Raw genomic sequence first — 15,924 nt, 5'->3', positions numbered from 1 at the left:
GGCTTTTTATCTTTGTAAGCGTTCACCGGTTCAAGAGGGTTCTCCATAATCCCCTGTTAGCGTAAAAATAAAATGGATCTAAAGCTCACTCCTATTGACTACAATTCTCTAAACGCGAAGCAGAAAGAGAATTTCAATTATCAAAAAATATCGGCTGTGTTAGCTGATTATGGCTTCATGACGCTTCGACTCAGCGATGATTGGCGAGGTGCCGACTTCATCGCCCAACATATAGATGGTGAAGTTTTCATAAAGATTCAGCTTAAAGGGCGCCTGATGTTTTCGAAGAAATATTGTGGAAAGGACTTGTTTATGGTATTCCAAGAGGATGGTATCTGGTATCTCTTTCCTCATGATCAGGTATTGGATATTTTTATATCAGAAACAAATGTTGGAAATACGAAGTCTTGGAGAGATCGAGGTGAATATCATTTTCCATCCCTTAGTAAGCAAGCAAAAAAACTACTTGATCCATATAGAATCTGTCCATGTAATAGGTAATTTTTGCTAACAATCCACTTAATCGGACGCTCACTCCGCTTATCGCGGAACTATTAAATTCTGCTCGGCTCCACCGGCTTGACAATAGCCGTGCTCTGACATCTGGATTCCCGCTTTTGCGGGAATGATGCTCGCATTTTCCGTGAACAGATACTAATCCTTCCGCCCAGGGCTGAGCAATTCGATTTTGTAACCGTCTGGATCTTCCACGAATGCCAAGATGGTATTGCCGTGTTTCATCGGGCCCGGCTCGCGCACTACTTTTCCGCCTTTGTCCCGGATTTTCTCCACCGCTTCATAGACATCGTCCACTTCAATGGCAATATGGCCGAAGCCGTTGCCCAAATCGTAATGGTGGGTGTCCCAGTTGTAGGTCAGTTCCAAAACAGTATTGCGTTGCTCATCGCCATAACCCACAAAGGCCAGGGTAAATTTCCCTTCGGGATAATCCCGTTTTCGCAGTAATTTCATTCCCAAGACTTCCGTGTAAAAGTGCAAGGATTTGTCCAGGTCTCCTACCCGAAGCATGGTGTGCAAAATTCGCATCGGTGACCCTCCTATTCGGACGCTTTAGAACCGGATGGAGCGCTGGATTCGATCAATTTACCCATGCAATGCATGATGTATTCGGTAATGCTGAGGGCAGCAGCGCTGGCCTTTTTCTCTGACCCGAAAACCTTGGCCGCTTTCTTGATGGCGTCAAAGCCTTCTTCTGTATTTCGGGAGCTTTCGAAACTGGCATAGGCCTCCCAATAGGGTTTTCGGGCCGGCGTTCCTCGAAAGCCCGGCAGTGTTTTGGCGATTTCGCTGGTGACGCATTCGGCAACTTCATTGGGATCCAAGTTGTAATCCTTGAGATCTTCGTCAGTCGCCAGGCGGGCGGCGAGTTTTTCTTCAAATTCGTTGCGTTCCTTGTAGGAACAACCGCCAATTAGCAGTGCAACCAGAATCAAAAATAATATTTTTTTCATGATTTTAAGTGTGGTAAATGGTTGGTGGATCTTAACTGTCCATTATCTCGCAAAGGAGCCAACCCTGTACAGAGTCATGATAGAGCCGCGTCATTTAAACACGTACAAGTATTGATTGCCGGGGAAGGTGGTCTGAATAGATGATGGGGTCCTGAGAGTCATGTCTTATTTGACAAAAACAGGCTTAAATTGGCGAACTCTTCCAATGTTAAGGTTTCCGCGCGAGCTTTGGGGTCTATGCCGGCAGAGGCGATTTCTTCCACGGAAAGCAGGGTTTTGAGCGAGTTTCTCAACGTCTTGCGGCGTTGGCCAAAGGCCGCGGAAACCACTTGCGCAAAAACATCATAATCTCCGGTGGCAACCGGGGGCGACGGATAGGGAATTAGTCTGACCACAGCGGACGTCACTTTGGGGGGCGGGTTAAAACTGCCGGGGCTGACGGAAAACAGCTTTTCAATCCGGCAATGATATTGGGCCATGACGCTGAGCCTGCCGTATTGTTTGTTGCCAGGCGAGGCGCTTAGACGATCCACCACTTCTTTTTGCAGCATAAATACCATTTCGTTAATGACGGGTTTGTATTCAAACAAGTAAAACAACAAAGGGGTGGATATGTTGTAGGGCAAATTACCAACCAGGGTGAATTTTTCCCCTTCAGGGATCAAGGAAGCATAATCAAAGCGCAAAGCATCGGCGCTATGAATGGTCACTTTCTCGTTGCCGGCATAGCGACTCTCAAGAATTTTAACCAAGTCCCGATCAATTTCTATCACATCCAGATGCTGGCAGCGGTCTAGCAATAGTGAAGTCAGCGCGCCTCGTCCGGGGCCGATTTCCACCAAATGTTGATTGAGTTGTTGCGGTAAGGCGGATACGATTCGCGAAAGTACGTAGGTGTCGTGTAGGAAATGCTGGCCGAAGCGCTTGCGGGCTTTATGCGGCATGGAGACACAGTTCAATGGCGCACTGTACGGCGCGTTCCAGGCTGCCGCAATCGATTTGGCCGCTGCCCGCAAGATCCAAGGCGGTGCCGTGATCAACAGAGGTACGGATGATAGGCAGCCCCAGCGTAATATTGACCGCACGGCCAAATCCAGCATATTTCAGTACGGTTAGGCCTTGATCGTGGTACATGGCCAAAAATACATCCGCTTGGGAAAGGTATTGGGGGGTGAAGGCCGTATCCGACGGAAGCGGCCCTAGCAGTTGCCAGCCTTTGGCTCGGAAGGTATCCAAAACGGGGGAGATGGTTTCTATTTCCTCGGTACCTAAATGCCCGCTTTCTCCGGCATGGGGATTGAGTCCCAGCACGGCAATCACGGGATCTTTCAGTTGAAATTTATACTGCAAGTCTGAATATAAAATTTCCAGGGTTCGGGTAAGTTTTGAAGGCGTAATAGCACCTGGCACCTGAGCCAAAGGCAGGTGGGTAGTTACCAGAGCAACCCAGAGAGAGGGACGAAAACTCCCGGCTGGAATTGTACCCGCTAACGGCGCGGGTGAACGCTTGAACTTAGACCGCAATTGCGAGGGCAATCCCGTGGTCAGTATCATCACCGGCTGCCCGCCGGTGATTTCGGCGATAAATTCAGTGTGCCCACTGAAAGGCACGCCAGCATCGTTGATAATGCTTTTATGAACGGGGGCGGTGACCAGGGCATCGAATTCATTTGCAAGGCACCCTTGCACTGCTCTTTCAATCATTTCCAGAACATAGCGGGCGTTGGTGTGATCAAGCGTGCCGGGTGTTACTGGCGCGGCGGCGGGACAAGGTAAAACCGATAAACAGCCCGCCCGATGAAGCTCAGGAACGGGTCCTTCGACAAGCTCGATATTCAGCCCCAGGCAGGCCATCCGTTGCCGCAGAATTTCCGGGTCAGCCAATACCGTAAGTTGACAGGGCAAATCCTTTTGCGCCAGCATCAAACATAAATCGGGACCGATCCCCGCCGGTTCTCCGGAAGTCAAGACAATGTGGACGGGACTATTCATTCAGATGGATTTCAACGTAGGATTCGCTCCGGAGTTTGCGCAGCCAGCGTTCGGTTTCTTCTTCCGCCTTGCGGCGCATGAGAATCTCCCGGGCTCTTTTTTTGCGGAATTCCAGGGTGTCATCGCGGGTTTTGCGTCCCAAAACTTGAATCAGATGCCAACCAAAAGGCGTTTGTACCGGTTCGCTTAACTGGTTGATTTCAAGCTGTTCCATGGCTTTGGCAAACGCGGGCACCACGACATCGGGTGTGATCCAACCCAAATCACCACCCTTGACACTGGTGGCCCGATCATCGGAAAAAGCCTGGGCCAGGGCTGCAAAATCCTCGCCTTTTTCGATGCGTTGCTTGATCAGCCGCAGACGCTTCCGGGCTTCTTCGTCGTCAATAATTTCATTGTTTTTTATGAGAATATGGCGGACATGGGTTTCGGTGATAATGTGCTTGTCGGCGCCTTGAATATCCACCAATTTAATGATGTGGAAGCCGCTGGGGCTTCGGATGGGAGGATGGATTTCCCCTTTTTTCATTTTGGGGACGACATCTGAAAACAAGGTGGGGATTTCACTCAGCTTGCGCCAGCCCAAATCTCCACCTTTTAGCGCCTGGGCGCCATCGGAGGCGCTCATGGCGGTTTGGCGAAAATCCAAGCCCTGCTGAAGTTCCTTAAAGATGCGTTGCGCTTTTTGCTGTGCTTTCTGAATCTCTTTGGGAGAAGCGGCTTCCGGGGTCGCCACCAAAATATGGCCAAGGCGGTATCGAACGGTATCACCGCCGCCTTTGGCCTCGGTTTCTAAAAAATGATTGATTTCCCGTTCCGTCACCTGAATTTGAGCGTTAATTTGACTGGCGCGCAGCCGGTTGAGCATGATTTCTTCCCGCAGGTTCTCGACGAACTCGGGATAATTCATGCCTTCATTTTCAATGGCTTGCCGAAAGGTATCCAGATCCATGTTGTTGCCTCGCGCCAGTTCTAATAGGGATTGGCGCAGGGTCTCGTCGTCTACTTGTATTCCCTGCTTCTGAGCGAGTTGAAGCTGCAAACTGTGCAATATCATCCGCTCGAGCACTTGCCGACGCAGTATGTCACGGGGCGGGGGTTGCGCGCCGCTGGCGATAATTTGGCGCTCTAGGGCTTGAAGCCGCTGCTGTAGATCACTTTCCAGAATGACATCGTCTTCTGCCACCGCAACGATTCGATCCAGAAGCACTGCGCCCTGGGTAAGATTTGGCCAAGCCGTTAGTAGCCAAGGCAGTAGTAAAAAAGTAAATAAATGTTTCACAAATTGCCTGCTTATACGTTTAATCGGAAATCTCATAACCACGGATATTGCGCTCCAAGAATCGATCGACCCGTTTACCCAAAGTCGCCAACCCTTTGAGTTCCAGCTGGGCAAAGATGGCATTATCCGAAGACCGACGGATGTCACGAATATAATGGCGGCCAATCAACCGCAAGCGCCAGCAGCAGGATTCCAGCTCTACCCCAAGAAAGCTTTCCAAAGTAATATTATCCCGCAGCGAATACTGCCAGCGGCCAACCATGTGCAAATTGTTATAAACCAGCCAGCGGAAGGAGCCATCAATATTTCGCAGTTGTTTCCGCCGAAAGCGGTAACTCAGGTTGAATATATAGTCGTCTGTGTCTTTGTACTGTAATAACGCTTCTCCCCGGTCAAATCGGTTGGTTTGGGGGTTCCACTGCGCGCCAGAGCGCAGCGATAAAACATCCCACGGCAACCAATCCAACTCACCAATAATATTGGAGCTGCGGCGGGTTTCTGGCTTTTTGCCAGGCAGCGTCACTCGCCGGTCCTTTAGGTAGTAAATCTGACCGACACTGGCGCGTAAACGTTCCCGGCCGGTTTCCGATTCCAGGAAGCGGGAAGTCAATGCGACGGAAAATTGATTGGCGTCCCCGCGCCGGTCCCGCCCACTAAACCGGTTGTCTCTAAAAAGCTGGCTGAAGTTGAAATCGTAGGTCGTTGTATCAAAAACCGGTATATCATCCTGATTTTGCCGGGGAACATATAAATAAAAGACTCGGGGTTCAAGCGTTTGCAAGTAACGTTTCCCCCAGGATTTTTCTAAAAATATGCCGCTGTCCACAGAGGCATAGGGAATGGTGCGGGTGAGCGAATCTCTTTTTCTGCCGTCTGCGGAGGGGTCCAATAGCCAATAGCGGGTATGCTGCACACTGAGTTTCGGGATTACAAATGTCGCTGCCGTTCTCCAGGGAAAGGAGAAGCTCGGATTGACGTCGAACCGATGCCCTTTAAGATTGGTTTGGTGGTGGAAGAAAACAAATTCGCTGTCCCAGTTAAAATGGGACCAAGGTGTTAGATTTGCATCATATCGCAGTTTAAGCTGAGGTAATCTTCGGTATGGCTGAGATTTTTTGGGGATATTGGGATCGATGGTTTGCCAATTTTCCGCCTTTGCCAGGAAGTGCCAGCCACCTTGACGATAGTCGATACGGGCTTCGCTGCGCATGTGCCGGTTGCTGGCAATGGATAAGGTGTTGCCCAGGTCATTGATGTAGTGTTTGTCCGAAACATATCGGATATCGATATGGCTGGACCAATAAGGGTTAAACCGGGTTTGATTGAATAATGCCAGTTGCCCACGGGTTGCATTTTTAATAGTGTCATAGGGCAAGATTTCAAATGCAAATCTGCCCCGGGTTTGTTTGAACAAATATCTGAATTCAGTTCCCAGCATGAATCCCCGCTGGGAAAGAATCCGGGGGATCAGGGTCAAATCATAATTTGGGGCAATGTTCCAGTAATAAGGAATGGAAAAATCAATGCCGTTGATTTCCGACCGGCCAAAGGATGGCGTTAGAAAGCCGGTCATGCGCCGGTCGTCAATGGGATAGCCAAAAACTGGCGAGTACAAAAACGGCACGCCTTTGAACTCAAGCCAGGCATGATGGGCAAAGGCGGTGCCTACTTCGCGGTTGATTTTCAAGTCCTTGGCGTGTAATACCCAATCCTCATTGCCAGGGGGGCAGGTGGTGTAAGCGACACTGTGATGGCGGGAGAGGGCCTCACTCTCAAAGCGGCTGCGCCGGGCCACACCACGGGCAGGAATGGTGCTCAAAATAAAACGGGTATTGCGTAGCCGGGCTTTGTCATTTTCCAGATCCAGAAAACCGCTGTCGCTGGCAAAAATAAAGCCTTCCTCTTCATAGATCACGCTGTCCCAGGCATTGACGGTTTCGGCAACATCGTCATAAGTTAATGCGTCAGCCCAGAGTTTTTGCTGGCCACGCTCGACCTTGACGTTGCCTGAGAAAAACAAGATTTCGTCATCAATAGACTGGCTGAAATCCGATTCCAGTTTGAGAGGCAGGTTTTGTCTCGATTGTGTCATTGCCCGAATGCCTAGTGTTGCCGACCGGCTTTGACAGTATTTCTCCCAGGGATTTTGCGGAAGCAATCGAAGCAGATCGGCGAAAATTCTTTCATCCTGGGGGGTAAAAGTCGCGGGAAGCTCAAAAATGCCTTCAGTGGTTTTTCTAGCGGCTAGCCGTGGTTTACCTCCAGGGTCAGTCCCTCTCAATTTACATCGCCAACCGCTGCGGGCTTCATCCGCTAAACAGGTCCAGCCCTCAGGTTGGCTTTTATCCGTTCCTAGGGAAGGGGCTTCGGGCATGGTGGGCACTTGCCCAACAATAATTTTGGGGGTGGTTTCGGAAATTTCGGATTTGAGAGGGATGGCTTGAGGCCTATTTGGTGGCGTCTTTTTTTTAAGCACAGGTTCTGAAGGGGCTTTTTGGGGTGGGAGACAAACCCATTCTTCTCCATGTTGCTTACAATCCCATTGAGCATTGTCAATACCAGCCGATGAGGGAATTTGATATAGCGTTGTAGCACTGGCCAGAATATACAAAAGCCTGATGTTTTTCCCCTTGCGTTGTTCTGGCATCTTGATATTGTTTTGCTTTTACAAAATGTTTGAGAGCGGATTCTTTGTTTAGAGATAAACTGGGCATTTTAACATGAGGGTCAAAGGAGTTTGATGACTAGTTCTACTGCCATTGATGCGGCATTTGATACAAAAGCAGAGCGCTTTAATGCATTATCGTCGTGGTTGGGCTCAGTGCTCAATATTTCTCAAGTCACTTTGATTCCAGTCGCGGGAGACGCAAGTTTCAGGCGTTATTTTCGCATTAATCACGGCCAGCAGAGCTTTATTGTCATGGATGCTCCCCCGGAACGGGAAAATGTTGAGAGCTTTGTGGAAGTAGGGAAACTGTTTGCTCAAGCTGGCATTCGGGTACCGAAAGTTTTTGAATGTGATCTGAAGCGTGGTTTTTTGTTATTAGAGGATTTTGGAGATCAAGCGTATTTTTCCGTGCTTAACAGCAATAACGCAGATTATTTTTATCACCAAGCAATGTCTGCTCTCGAACAGATTCAATGCCGTATAGACGCCAGCAACACCTTATTACCCGCATACGATCAAGCGCTTCTCAAAAGAGAGTTAGAGCTGTTTCGGGAGTGGTTTTTGGCATCTTGGTTGGCGTTGGAGATTCCCGGCAGACTTTGGCGGCGAGTGTGTCAAATGCTGGTACAAAACGCTCTGGAACAACCTCAAGTATGCGTGCACCGTGATTTTCATTCACGCAATCTAATGGTTCTTCATGATGACACGCCGGGCGTTCTGGATTTTCAAGATGCCGTCATAGGTCCTATTACCTACGATCTGGTTTCCCTGCTGAAAGATTGCTATATTGAGTGGCCGCAACATCGGGTTGATGCCTGGCGTGAGAGCTATCGCCAGCAATTGCTTGATCAGGGTCGTGTTATCGATGCACGCCAGTGGCAATCTTGGTTCGACCGCATGGGCATTCAGCGCCATCTAAAAGCCTGCGGTATCTTCGTTAGATTGTGGTTGCGAGATCAAAAACCGCAGTATCTTCAGGATATTCCCCGGGTTTTGAAAATGCTTTTGGCCAGTTGCCGGCGTGACCCGGAATTCGAGGATTTTACCCACTTTCTTTCTCAGGAAGTGATGACAGCAGTGAATCGCCGGCGTTTATCTCCATGAAGGCGATGATTCTTGCCGCTGGACGTGGAGAGCGATTGCGTCCATTAACCGATTCTCTCCCAAAGCCCCTCATCGAGGTGGCGGGTAAGCCCATCATTGTCTATCTGATTGAAAGTCTTGCTCGCGCTGGCTTTTGTGATTTGGTGATCAATTTAGGTTACTTGGGAGACAAAATCCGAACTGCCTTGGGGAATGGCAGCCAGTATGGCGTTTCCATCACTTATTCCCGCGAGCCTGCCGCGGCTCTTGAAACTGGGGGTGGTATTTTCCAAGCGTTGCCTTTGTTGAGCGATCCCTTTTTGGTGGTGAACGGCGATATTGCCACGGATTTTCCTTTTCAGCAATTGCCCAAGACTATCGATTCCAAAGCACACTTGATTTTGGTGCCCAACCCAAGACATCACCCCCGTGGTGACTTTTCTTTGCAAGGTGGCCGTGTTGGCCTGGAAGATCAGCCCCGGTTTACTTTTAGCGGGATAGGGATTTACAGAAAGGCATTTTTTTGTCAATGTAAACCTGGAAGGTTTTCAATTGCGCCCATGCTGCTTAAGGCCGCCGCCAAAGGACAGATCAGCGGACAATTGTACCAAGGATTATGGAGTGATCTCGGTACGCCACAGCGTTTGCAAAAATGGCGCGATTTACTTCATCAATAAGAGGAGCGGATGATGAGCCAAACTATTGATTTATCTCAAGAGCAGCGTATTCAGGAAGCCAAAAAATGGGCCATGATTGTCTATGCCTTGCAAGCGGCGTCTTTTGTGATTGGCATCACTTATATCGCTGCTTTGATCATTGATTATATGAAGGCGCCGGTAGCCAAAGGAACCTGGGTGGAGTCCCATTTTACTTGGCAAATCCGTACCTTTTGGTTCAGCCTGCTGTGGGGTGTTTTGGCTGCAATTTCCATGATGTGGATGGTGGGCATGGTCATACTCATTGCCGATATGCTTTGGATGGTTTACCGCATCGTGGTTGGGTGGGTGCGTTTGACAGATAACAAACCGGCTTATCCAGAGGGAATACCGCCCATTGAAAGCAATCCACCGGAGTTTTAACCCTTGAAATTTGGCAGCCAATTTCTGCCGTGCTTCTCTTTGATTAGACAGGCTCGATATGAATCAAGGCTTCTTGGGGGGTAACGGAGTCGCCTTTTTCCGCATAGATCTCCACCACCTTTCCGCTGATTGGCGCTTGCACTTCGGTTTCCATTTTCATGGTTTCCACAATTAAAACCGGTTCTCCTGCTTTAACTTCTTGCCCTTCTTTTACCAATATTTCAACAATATTACCGGGCATTGATAAAGTAACATCGCCCTCCGTCGTTGCTTTTGGACGTTTACTGCTAAGGCGCCTTGGCACCGCGCCTTCAGTACCGCCGGTCAGCACTACTTCATCCAGTGTTTCTATGATGACCTCTTCCGGCACACCATCTACGACCATGTAAAAGTGCCTTTCCGGTTGGTGTTTCGGTCCTGCGCCAGTGACACGGACGTGATAGCTTTCGCCATGAAGATGTATATTGAATTCAGTCGGGGCGACTTGGGCTTCTCCTTCCTCCGCTGCAGGTGGCGCTATCGGTTCCGGCTGCAAACTGCCACTGGCCCGTTGTTCCAAGAATTGCCTGCCCACATCCGGAAACATGGCATAGGTAAGCACATCTTCTTCCGAGGTAGCCAGCTCTCCAATTTCATGCCGCAACGTTTCCATTTCCGGCGGGATCAAATCCGCGGGGCGGCACTCTATGATTTCTTCCTTCCCGACGGCTTGCCGTCGCAGTGTTTCATCGACAGGTCCCGGGGGCTTGCCATAACCACCTTGGAGGTAACGTTTAACTTCATTGGTAATGGTGCCATAACGCTTGCCGGTGAGAACGTTCAACACCGCCTGGGTGCCTACGATTTGTGATGTCGGGGTGACTAAAGGCGGATAACCTAAATCTTTCCTGACCCGGGGGATTTCAGCCAACACCTCGTTGAGTTTTTCCAGTGCGCCTTGTTCTTTGAGTTGATGATACAAATTAGAAATCATTCCGCCAGGGACTTGATGGATATGTACCCGCGGATCCACGCCGGTGTACTCCAATTCAAATTGCTTATATTTTTTTCGCACTTCCCAAAAATAAAGTGCAATTTCTTCCAGCGCCCTTAAATCCAAACCGGTGTCGTGCTCAGTGCCTTGAAACGCCACAACCATGCTTTCCGTAGGCGGGTGACTCGGGCCGCCGGCAAAAGACGAGATGGTGGCGTCGATATGATCGCAACCATTTTCGACAGCCCGTAAATGGCACATTTCTGACAATCCTGATGTCGAATGGGAGTGTAGGTGCAACGGGAGTTTTACTGAGGATTTCAACGCCCGCACAAGTTGTTCGGTCATTTGGGGAGTCAATAGTCCGGCCATGTCTTTGATAGCGATACTATCGCAATTCATGCGTTCTAGTTCTTTGGCCTGATCGACAAAGCTGTCTATGGTGTGGACTGGGCTGACGGTGTAACAGAGCGTCCCTTGCGCATGTTTGCCGGATTGTTTTACGGCTTCGATGGATTTTTCCAGATTCCTTAGGTCATTGAGCGCATCAAAGATTCGGAAAACATCCATGCCGTTGGCCGCCGCTCTTCCAATAAAGCCTTCCACCACGTCATCGGCATAATGGCGATAGCCCAGGAGATTTTGCCCCCTCAACAACATTTGCGTCTGAGTGTTAGGTAGAGCCTCACGCAATTGTTTCAGTCTTTCCCACGGGTCTTCTTTTAGGAATCTTAGGCAAGCGTCAAACGTGGCTCCTCCCCAGCACTCCAGTGACCAATAACCGATTTGGTCCAATTTTGGACAAATCGGCAACATATCTTCGGTGCGCATCCGGGTTGCGATTAGGGATTGATGGGCATCACGCAGAATTACGTCAGTGATATGTAGTTTTGGCATCCGACCTCTCCTCATAGACCAGCGTGTGCGGCAATGGCCGCGGCAATGGCTGTCGCCACATGGGTTTTGCTTCGTTTTTCCGAGTAACGAAGCAATTCCGGATGGGTATCAACATAGCCGGTATTGAACCTAGCCTGTTTGAATTCAGCAGAATTCAAAATTTGTTGGTAATAGTTTTTTGTGGTTTTAATTCCGCTAATTTCCATGTCTTCCAGTGCACGTTTCCCCCTGGCGAGCACGTCCCCCCAATCCAGTGCCCAGACTATCAACTTGGCAATCATTGAGTCATAAAAGGGGGGGATATCATAGCCTGTATATATAGCGGTATCTGTTCTAACTCCAGGCCCCCCCGGGGCGTAATATCTTGTTATTCGGCCAAAACTCGGAAGAAAATCATTGCGCGGATCTTCGGCATTGATCCTGAATTGAATGGCATATCCACGTTTAGATATTTGTTTTTGCCTAAATCTTAGTCTTAACCCTGACGCAATGCGTATTTGCTCTTCTACAATATCCACGCCGGTGATTGCTTCAGAAATGGTGTGTTCCACCTGTATTCTGGTATTCATTTCCATGAAATAGAAATTCCCTTCATCATCCAGTAGAAATTCCACAGTGCCTGCATTCGTGTAATTGACAGCTTTCGCTGCCTTGACAGCCATTTCGCAGATAGCTTCACGTTGCTCTTCGGCTAGTTGTGGGGATGGGGCTATTTCAATTAGTTTTTGATTGCGTCGCTGTATTGAACAATCCCGCTCGTAAAGGTGAATAACGTCTCCTTGTGAATCCCCTAGTATCTGTACTTCGATATGACGTGGGTTGACAATACATTTTTCAAGGAAAACTTCAGCGTTTCCAAATGCTTTTGTTGCTTCCGAAATAACCCGGCTGTAATTTTTTTTAAGCTCCATTGCATTGTCACAACGTCTTATGCCCCGGCCCCCTCCCCCAGAGGTGGCCTTCAACATGACTGGATAGCCAATGGAATCAGCCAGCTCCAAGGCTTCTTCTACATTTCGCAAGTTTCCCTTACTTCCGGGTACTACCGGGACGCCTGCGGCTATCATTGCCTTACGCGCGGCTATCTTATCCCCCATTCCTTTTATAATTTCCGCGCTTGGACCAATAAAACGAATCCCGCGTTTTGTGCATATTTCTGCAAATTGTGCATTTTCAGATAAAAAGCCATATCCCGGATGAATTGCGTCACATCCGGTTTCCCGGGCCAAATTAACTAATTTGTGCGGATTCAAATAACCAGCCAATGGATCTTCACCGACGCAATGAGCCTCATCCGCTTTTTTTACATGCAATGCATTTCTATCAGCTTCACTAAAAATAGCGACGGATAGTATGCCCATTTCGGCGCAGGCTCTGATAATGCGTACCGCTATCTCTCCGCGATTAGCAATAAGGATTTTTTGAAGCATTATTAATCCCTGAATAGCTTTTTAAATGCTCCTATCTTAACAACCTTTGGAGCGTTTTTTTCCTTGTAAATTTGGTCCATAAAAAAGCCCCCGATTAAGGGGGCTTTGAATATAGATATCTTATTATTGTTTTAAAGATGGACCGTAAGGCCCCCGCCCTTACATGAAGGTTGGGATTAACGGTGCATCAATAATCACCATCTGACGGTTGCCAGCTTCATCATAGAAGAACAGCATACCGCCCATACGGCTGTCTGGGTCATAGATAATGTCAGCCAAACGATAGACTTCCCACGCTGCATCCGATGCGGTGACTTCCAAGGTCACAGTTTGACCCGGGGCAATCGGATCATTCGGTACAACCGTCAAGCCTTCGTCAGCCAACAGGTCTTCAGGATAGCCACTATCGTCTTCGCACACTTCCGGGTTCATGAAACGCACAGAAGCGGTATTGAATTCGCACAGTTGCACCGCGCTGTCGCCATTGTTGGTGACGGTCAATACCATCTTCATGGCGCGTCCAGGTACCCGATAGGTGGCTTCTTCGACCTTCACATCCACTGAGGGAGGTGGCAGTTCGATGGGCTTAATGCCACGCAAAGTACCCGCCTGCAACGGAATGGTCACAGGATACTTGCTGTTGGCACTGCTCATCCCAAAGATCACAATCAAGATGGTGGCGGCGCCAAATAGCATTGCCACTTTCTTGTCGGTCGGGGTGATCAGTTCGTCAGCACGACCCGCATTGACCATAACCATCCGCGGCAAGAACACTGGGTTCTTGATGAAATAGAACATCCAGGCAAGACCAATGGCATACCACAAAGCGTGCCAGAAGTAGGTGTTACCCAGATTGTAGGTTTCAAGATCCACGGTTTGACCCGTCAAGGTGGTGATAGGGTTTCTGAAATCACTCATGGAGCCTTCCACGGTGATCCATTTACCCGGCCCGATGATCGGGCCACCGCCCTGAACGTTCAACATGGTGTGAACGTGCCACTCACCAGGACGACGTGCTTTCAGCACTACCCGGAATGTGTAGGTGTTACCAATTTCCAACCGCACGGAGCGGGGGACAAAGGTGTCGCCAATGTAGGACTCTTTACGGATAAAGGTCGGTCCCGGTATCCCGATGTTCAAAAACGATACTTCGGGGGGATCCACCGATTCCGGCCAGCCCTCGAAAACGTGGAATTTACCAGAAATTTCCACTTCTTCGTTGACGTTAACGCTGGCTTTCGACCAGTTCAGGTCAAACCAGTGAATGGTACGCATCCGCAGGAAGGCCGCCTGGGATTTCTCGCCGTGGGCCGATGCGGTCGGGGTGTACATGACTGCCGCCGCCAGGGTCAGCAGTACCCCTACCAACGACCAGCGCGCGATCCTGTCTCTTAGGATTTTCATTGATTTCCTCCTCGTGTTGTCTGTTGTTGTTTGTCCGGATAATAATTCATCAAGTCTTCTTGACAAATTTCACGGTACCGAACCAGCGGCCCACAAAGTGCCACATGAAGTAGATCAGGATGGACATGAAGCCAGAGAAAAAGGCGGATACTGGCGCCACGTCTTTACCAAACGTACGCAAGGTACCTTTTTCTACCATCCGGATGTACTCAGGGGTACCCGTACGAACATAGTGGTAACCTTGAATGTCAGCAATTGACATCAACATACCGTTGTATTCCACAGGTACGTGCAAGGGCGCAATCACTGGCCAGTTGCCCGGATACATCAACAGACCCCAGCCCAAACCACCAATCACGGCGGTAAACAGGAAGCTGCCTGACAGCATCAGGACCACATCCAGGAAAATCGCCATGTGTACCGCGGCGGTCGGGAACACGAAGTTCACAGGAAAGTAAGTCCAACCCCAAAAGTTAAAATAGCGGTTGATCCATTCCCCAAACAGAATGCCTAGAATACAAATGGTCGCCCCAAACGGCAGACGCAAACGTTCCCAGATCACAGCTTGCACAGCTGCAGGGAAGGTGATCATCACAATCGGATAGACCGTAACCCACAAACGGCGGTCTTTCCAGTCCGCCCAGAAGTCCCAGTCACCCATGGTCAACATACCATGAATGTGATAGGAACCAGTCAGTACCATAAACAGGATAAAAATGCCCAGCCAGTCAACTGCTCTGGACACTTGTACGGCTTCGGCGTGTGACCGAACCGCAGATGACGAAGTGCTCATTACTTACCTCCAAGTTCTCTTGTTGTCGCTTTTTACAAATGCTTGCATTTGCTTGTCTTCGCCTCCCTGGCAGGAGGACCACCATCGCCGGCAGTCCCCCAGTATTCTCCTAAACCTTCGCGGTTTGATCTGAGTTTAATTACTCAGCCCAAACTGCTTGGTCTTCGCCTACGCGAGATACCGCTTCGTCGTAGACATCACCGCACAGGTCTTTGCCAATCAGGCCCAGGAAGCTGGCAAAAATTTGCAGCAATACGCCCAAAATAGCCAGCGCCAGCCAGCCAAAGAAGACAAAACCATAGTGCAATGGCGCTACAAACAGCTCTTCCATAAACCAGAAGGTATGGCCCCATTCATTCAAACCAACATTCGGCAGAATCATGAAAGGACCTACCACGGTGATCAAATATGCCAAGGACAACCCTTTCTTCGCAAAATAAGGAAGACGGGTGTGGGCATAAATGAATGACGCAAAGCCAGTGATGATGTAGATCGGATAGCTCAGGTAGAACTCGATGATGTGGCTCGGCGTGAAGTCCGTGTCACGAACAATCGTTTGATGCCAAGTACCATCTTGCTCGGTGAAGTAGCTCGCACCCCAGTAAATGGCCCAGGCATATGCCACCAGCCAGATCAAATGGGTGAAGTTGCGACGCAGTTCTTCACGCGGCGCCAAGGCATCCAGATTGCGGTCACGGGTCTTCCACAGATAACCCCACAGCACCGAGGCTGTCACCACTTCCAGCACAATTTCAATGTACAGGAAGTTCATCCAGTAAGTTTCAAATTCCGGCGCAAAGGAATCCAGGCCGGCACTCCAGCCATAAACCCCTTCATACCACCGGACCCAC

15 protein-coding genes are annotated in these 15,924 nt (G+C 49.4%); 4 read left to right on the top strand and 11 right to left on the bottom strand.

What is annotated here, in order from left to right; translation table 11 throughout:
- Window positions 1-72: 72 nt before the first annotated feature.
- A complete protein-coding gene (locus tag AXA67_00130; GenBank protein ID KXJ41252.1) occupies window positions 73-501 on the top strand; it encodes a hypothetical protein in 429 nt (142 codons plus the stop codon).
- 153 nt (window positions 502-654) lie between these two features.
- On the opposite strand, the gene AXA67_00125 is transcribed toward AXA67_00130, so the two are convergent.
- The 6 genes from AXA67_00125 to AXA67_00100 form a co-directional block, all read right to left on the bottom strand.
- Window positions 655-1,047, bottom strand: a complete 393-nt coding sequence (locus AXA67_00125; protein ID KXJ41251.1) for a glyoxalase I — start codon at window positions 1,045-1,047, stop codon at window positions 655-657.
- Window positions 1,048-1,058: 11 nt separating this feature from the next.
- Window positions 1,059-1,472: a hypothetical protein gene (locus AXA67_00120; protein KXJ41250.1), complete on the bottom strand. Its 414-nt coding sequence runs from the start codon at window positions 1,470-1,472 to the stop codon at window positions 1,059-1,061.
- Between the two features lie 158 nt (window positions 1,473-1,630).
- A complete protein-coding gene (locus tag AXA67_00115) occupies window positions 1,631-2,416 on the bottom strand; it encodes an rRNA methyltransferase (GenBank protein ID KXJ41249.1) in 786 nt (261 codons plus the stop codon).
- On the bottom strand, window positions 2,406-3,464 hold the full coding sequence (pdxA, locus tag AXA67_00110; GenBank protein KXJ41248.1) for a 4-hydroxythreonine-4-phosphate dehydrogenase: 1,059 nt from the start codon (window positions 3,462-3,464) through the stop codon (window positions 2,406-2,408). Before pdxA ends, AXA67_00115 begins: the two co-directional genes overlap by 11 nt.
- Window positions 3,457-4,782 carry a molecular chaperone SurA gene (locus AXA67_00105; protein ID KXJ41247.1) on the bottom strand — a complete coding sequence of 442 codons (1,326 nt, stop codon included), beginning with the start codon at window positions 4,780-4,782 and terminating at the stop codon, window positions 3,457-3,459. The genes pdxA and AXA67_00105 overlap by 8 nt, the downstream gene beginning before the upstream one ends.
- Complete coding sequence (locus tag AXA67_00100) at window positions 4,766-7,393, bottom strand: hypothetical protein (protein KXJ41246.1); 2,628 nt, start codon at window positions 7,391-7,393, stop codon at window positions 4,766-4,768. Before AXA67_00100 ends, AXA67_00105 begins: the two co-directional genes overlap by 17 nt.
- 93 nt (window positions 7,394-7,486) lie before the next feature.
- On the opposite strand from AXA67_00100, the gene AXA67_00095 reads away from it, so the two are divergent.
- From AXA67_00095 to AXA67_00085, 3 genes are read left to right on the top strand one after another with little or no spacing between them, the layout of a single operon-like run.
- The gene (locus AXA67_00095) at window positions 7,487-8,518 is read left to right on the top strand and encodes a hypothetical protein (protein ID KXJ41245.1); all 1,032 of its coding nucleotides are present in this window, start codon (window positions 7,487-7,489) and stop codon (window positions 8,516-8,518) included.
- On the top strand, window positions 8,515-9,174 hold the full coding sequence (locus AXA67_00090) for a mannose-1-phosphate guanylyltransferase (protein ID KXJ41244.1): 660 nt from the start codon (window positions 8,515-8,517) through the stop codon (window positions 9,172-9,174). Before AXA67_00095 ends, AXA67_00090 begins: the two co-directional genes overlap by 4 nt.
- Before the next feature lie 9 nt (window positions 9,175-9,183).
- Entirely contained in the window at window positions 9,184-9,576 is a 393-nt protein-coding gene (locus AXA67_00085) for a hypothetical protein (protein KXJ41243.1), read from the top strand.
- Between the two features lie 43 nt (window positions 9,577-9,619).
- Here AXA67_00085 and AXA67_00080 read toward each other — a convergent pair whose 3' ends face one another.
- The 5 genes from AXA67_00080 to AXA67_00060 form a co-directional block, all read right to left on the bottom strand.
- Entirely contained in the window at window positions 9,620-11,446 is a 1,827-nt protein-coding gene (locus tag AXA67_00080) for a pyruvate carboxylase subunit B (protein ID KXJ41242.1), read from the bottom strand.
- Window positions 11,447-11,457: 11 nt separating this feature from the next.
- The gene (locus AXA67_00075) at window positions 11,458-12,876 is read right to left on the bottom strand and encodes a pyruvate carboxylase subunit A (GenBank protein ID KXJ41241.1); all 1,419 of its coding nucleotides are present in this window, start codon (window positions 12,874-12,876) and stop codon (window positions 11,458-11,460) included.
- A 159-nt stretch (window positions 12,877-13,035) separates the two neighbouring features.
- Window positions 13,036-14,280, bottom strand: a complete 1,245-nt coding sequence (locus tag AXA67_00070) for a methane monooxygenase/ammonia monooxygenase subunit B (protein ID KXJ41240.1) — start codon at window positions 14,278-14,280, stop codon at window positions 13,036-13,038.
- A 49-nt stretch (window positions 14,281-14,329) separates the two neighbouring features.
- Window positions 14,330-15,073 carry a methane monooxygenase/ammonia monooxygenase subunit A gene (locus AXA67_00065; GenBank protein ID KXJ41239.1) on the bottom strand — a complete coding sequence of 248 codons (744 nt, stop codon included), beginning with the start codon at window positions 15,071-15,073 and terminating at the stop codon, window positions 14,330-14,332.
- Between the two features lie 139 nt (window positions 15,074-15,212).
- Window positions 15,213-15,924, bottom strand: a 712-nt coding sequence (locus AXA67_00060; protein KXJ41238.1) for a methane monooxygenase/ammonia monooxygenase subunit C, incomplete at its 5' end; no start/stop codon positions are given.

It is taken from the genome of Methylothermaceae bacteria B42 (assembly GCA_001566965.1).
In the GTDB taxonomy this organism is placed as follows: Bacteria; Pseudomonadota; Gammaproteobacteria; order Methylococcales; family Methylothermaceae; genus Methylohalobius.
The sequence above is the reverse complement of the archived record's forward strand: the minus strand, read 5'-3'. Positions and strand labels throughout refer to the sequence as shown.

Coding starts and splice junctions, on each gene's coding strand:
- AXA67_00130 (KXJ41252.1), top strand. CDS start 73: ATGGATCTAAAGCTCACTCCTATTGACTACAATTCTCTAAACGCGAAG.
- AXA67_00125 (KXJ41251.1), bottom strand. CDS start 1,047: ATGCGAATTTTGCACACCATGCTTCGGGTAGGAGACCTGGACAAATCC.
- AXA67_00120 (KXJ41250.1), bottom strand. CDS start 1,472: ATGAAAAAAATATTATTTTTGATTCTGGTTGCACTGCTAATTGGCGGT.
- AXA67_00115 (KXJ41249.1), bottom strand. CDS start 2,416: ATGCCGCATAAAGCCCGCAAGCGCTTCGGCCAGCATTTCCTACACGAC.
- pdxA (KXJ41248.1), bottom strand. CDS start 3,464: ATGAATAGTCCCGTCCACATTGTCTTGACTTCCGGAGAACCGGCGGGG.
- AXA67_00105 (KXJ41247.1), bottom strand. CDS start 4,782: ATGAGATTTCCGATTAAACGTATAAGCAGGCAATTTGTGAAACATTTA.
- AXA67_00100 (KXJ41246.1), bottom strand. CDS start 7,393: ATGCCAGAACAACGCAAGGGGAAAAACATCAGGCTTTTGTATATTCTG.
- AXA67_00095 (KXJ41245.1), top strand. CDS start 7,487: ATGACTAGTTCTACTGCCATTGATGCGGCATTTGATACAAAAGCAGAG.
- AXA67_00090 (KXJ41244.1), top strand. CDS start 8,515: ATGAAGGCGATGATTCTTGCCGCTGGACGTGGAGAGCGATTGCGTCCA.
- AXA67_00085 (KXJ41243.1), top strand. CDS start 9,184: ATGATGAGCCAAACTATTGATTTATCTCAAGAGCAGCGTATTCAGGAA.
- AXA67_00080 (KXJ41242.1), bottom strand. CDS start 11,446: ATGCCAAAACTACATATCACTGACGTAATTCTGCGTGATGCCCATCAA.
- AXA67_00075 (KXJ41241.1), bottom strand. CDS start 12,876: ATGCTTCAAAAAATCCTTATTGCTAATCGCGGAGAGATAGCGGTACGC.
- AXA67_00070 (KXJ41240.1), bottom strand. CDS start 14,280: ATGAAAATCCTAAGAGACAGGATCGCGCGCTGGTCGTTGGTAGGGGTA.
- AXA67_00065 (KXJ41239.1), bottom strand. CDS start 15,073: ATGAGCACTTCGTCATCTGCGGTTCGGTCACACGCCGAAGCCGTACAA.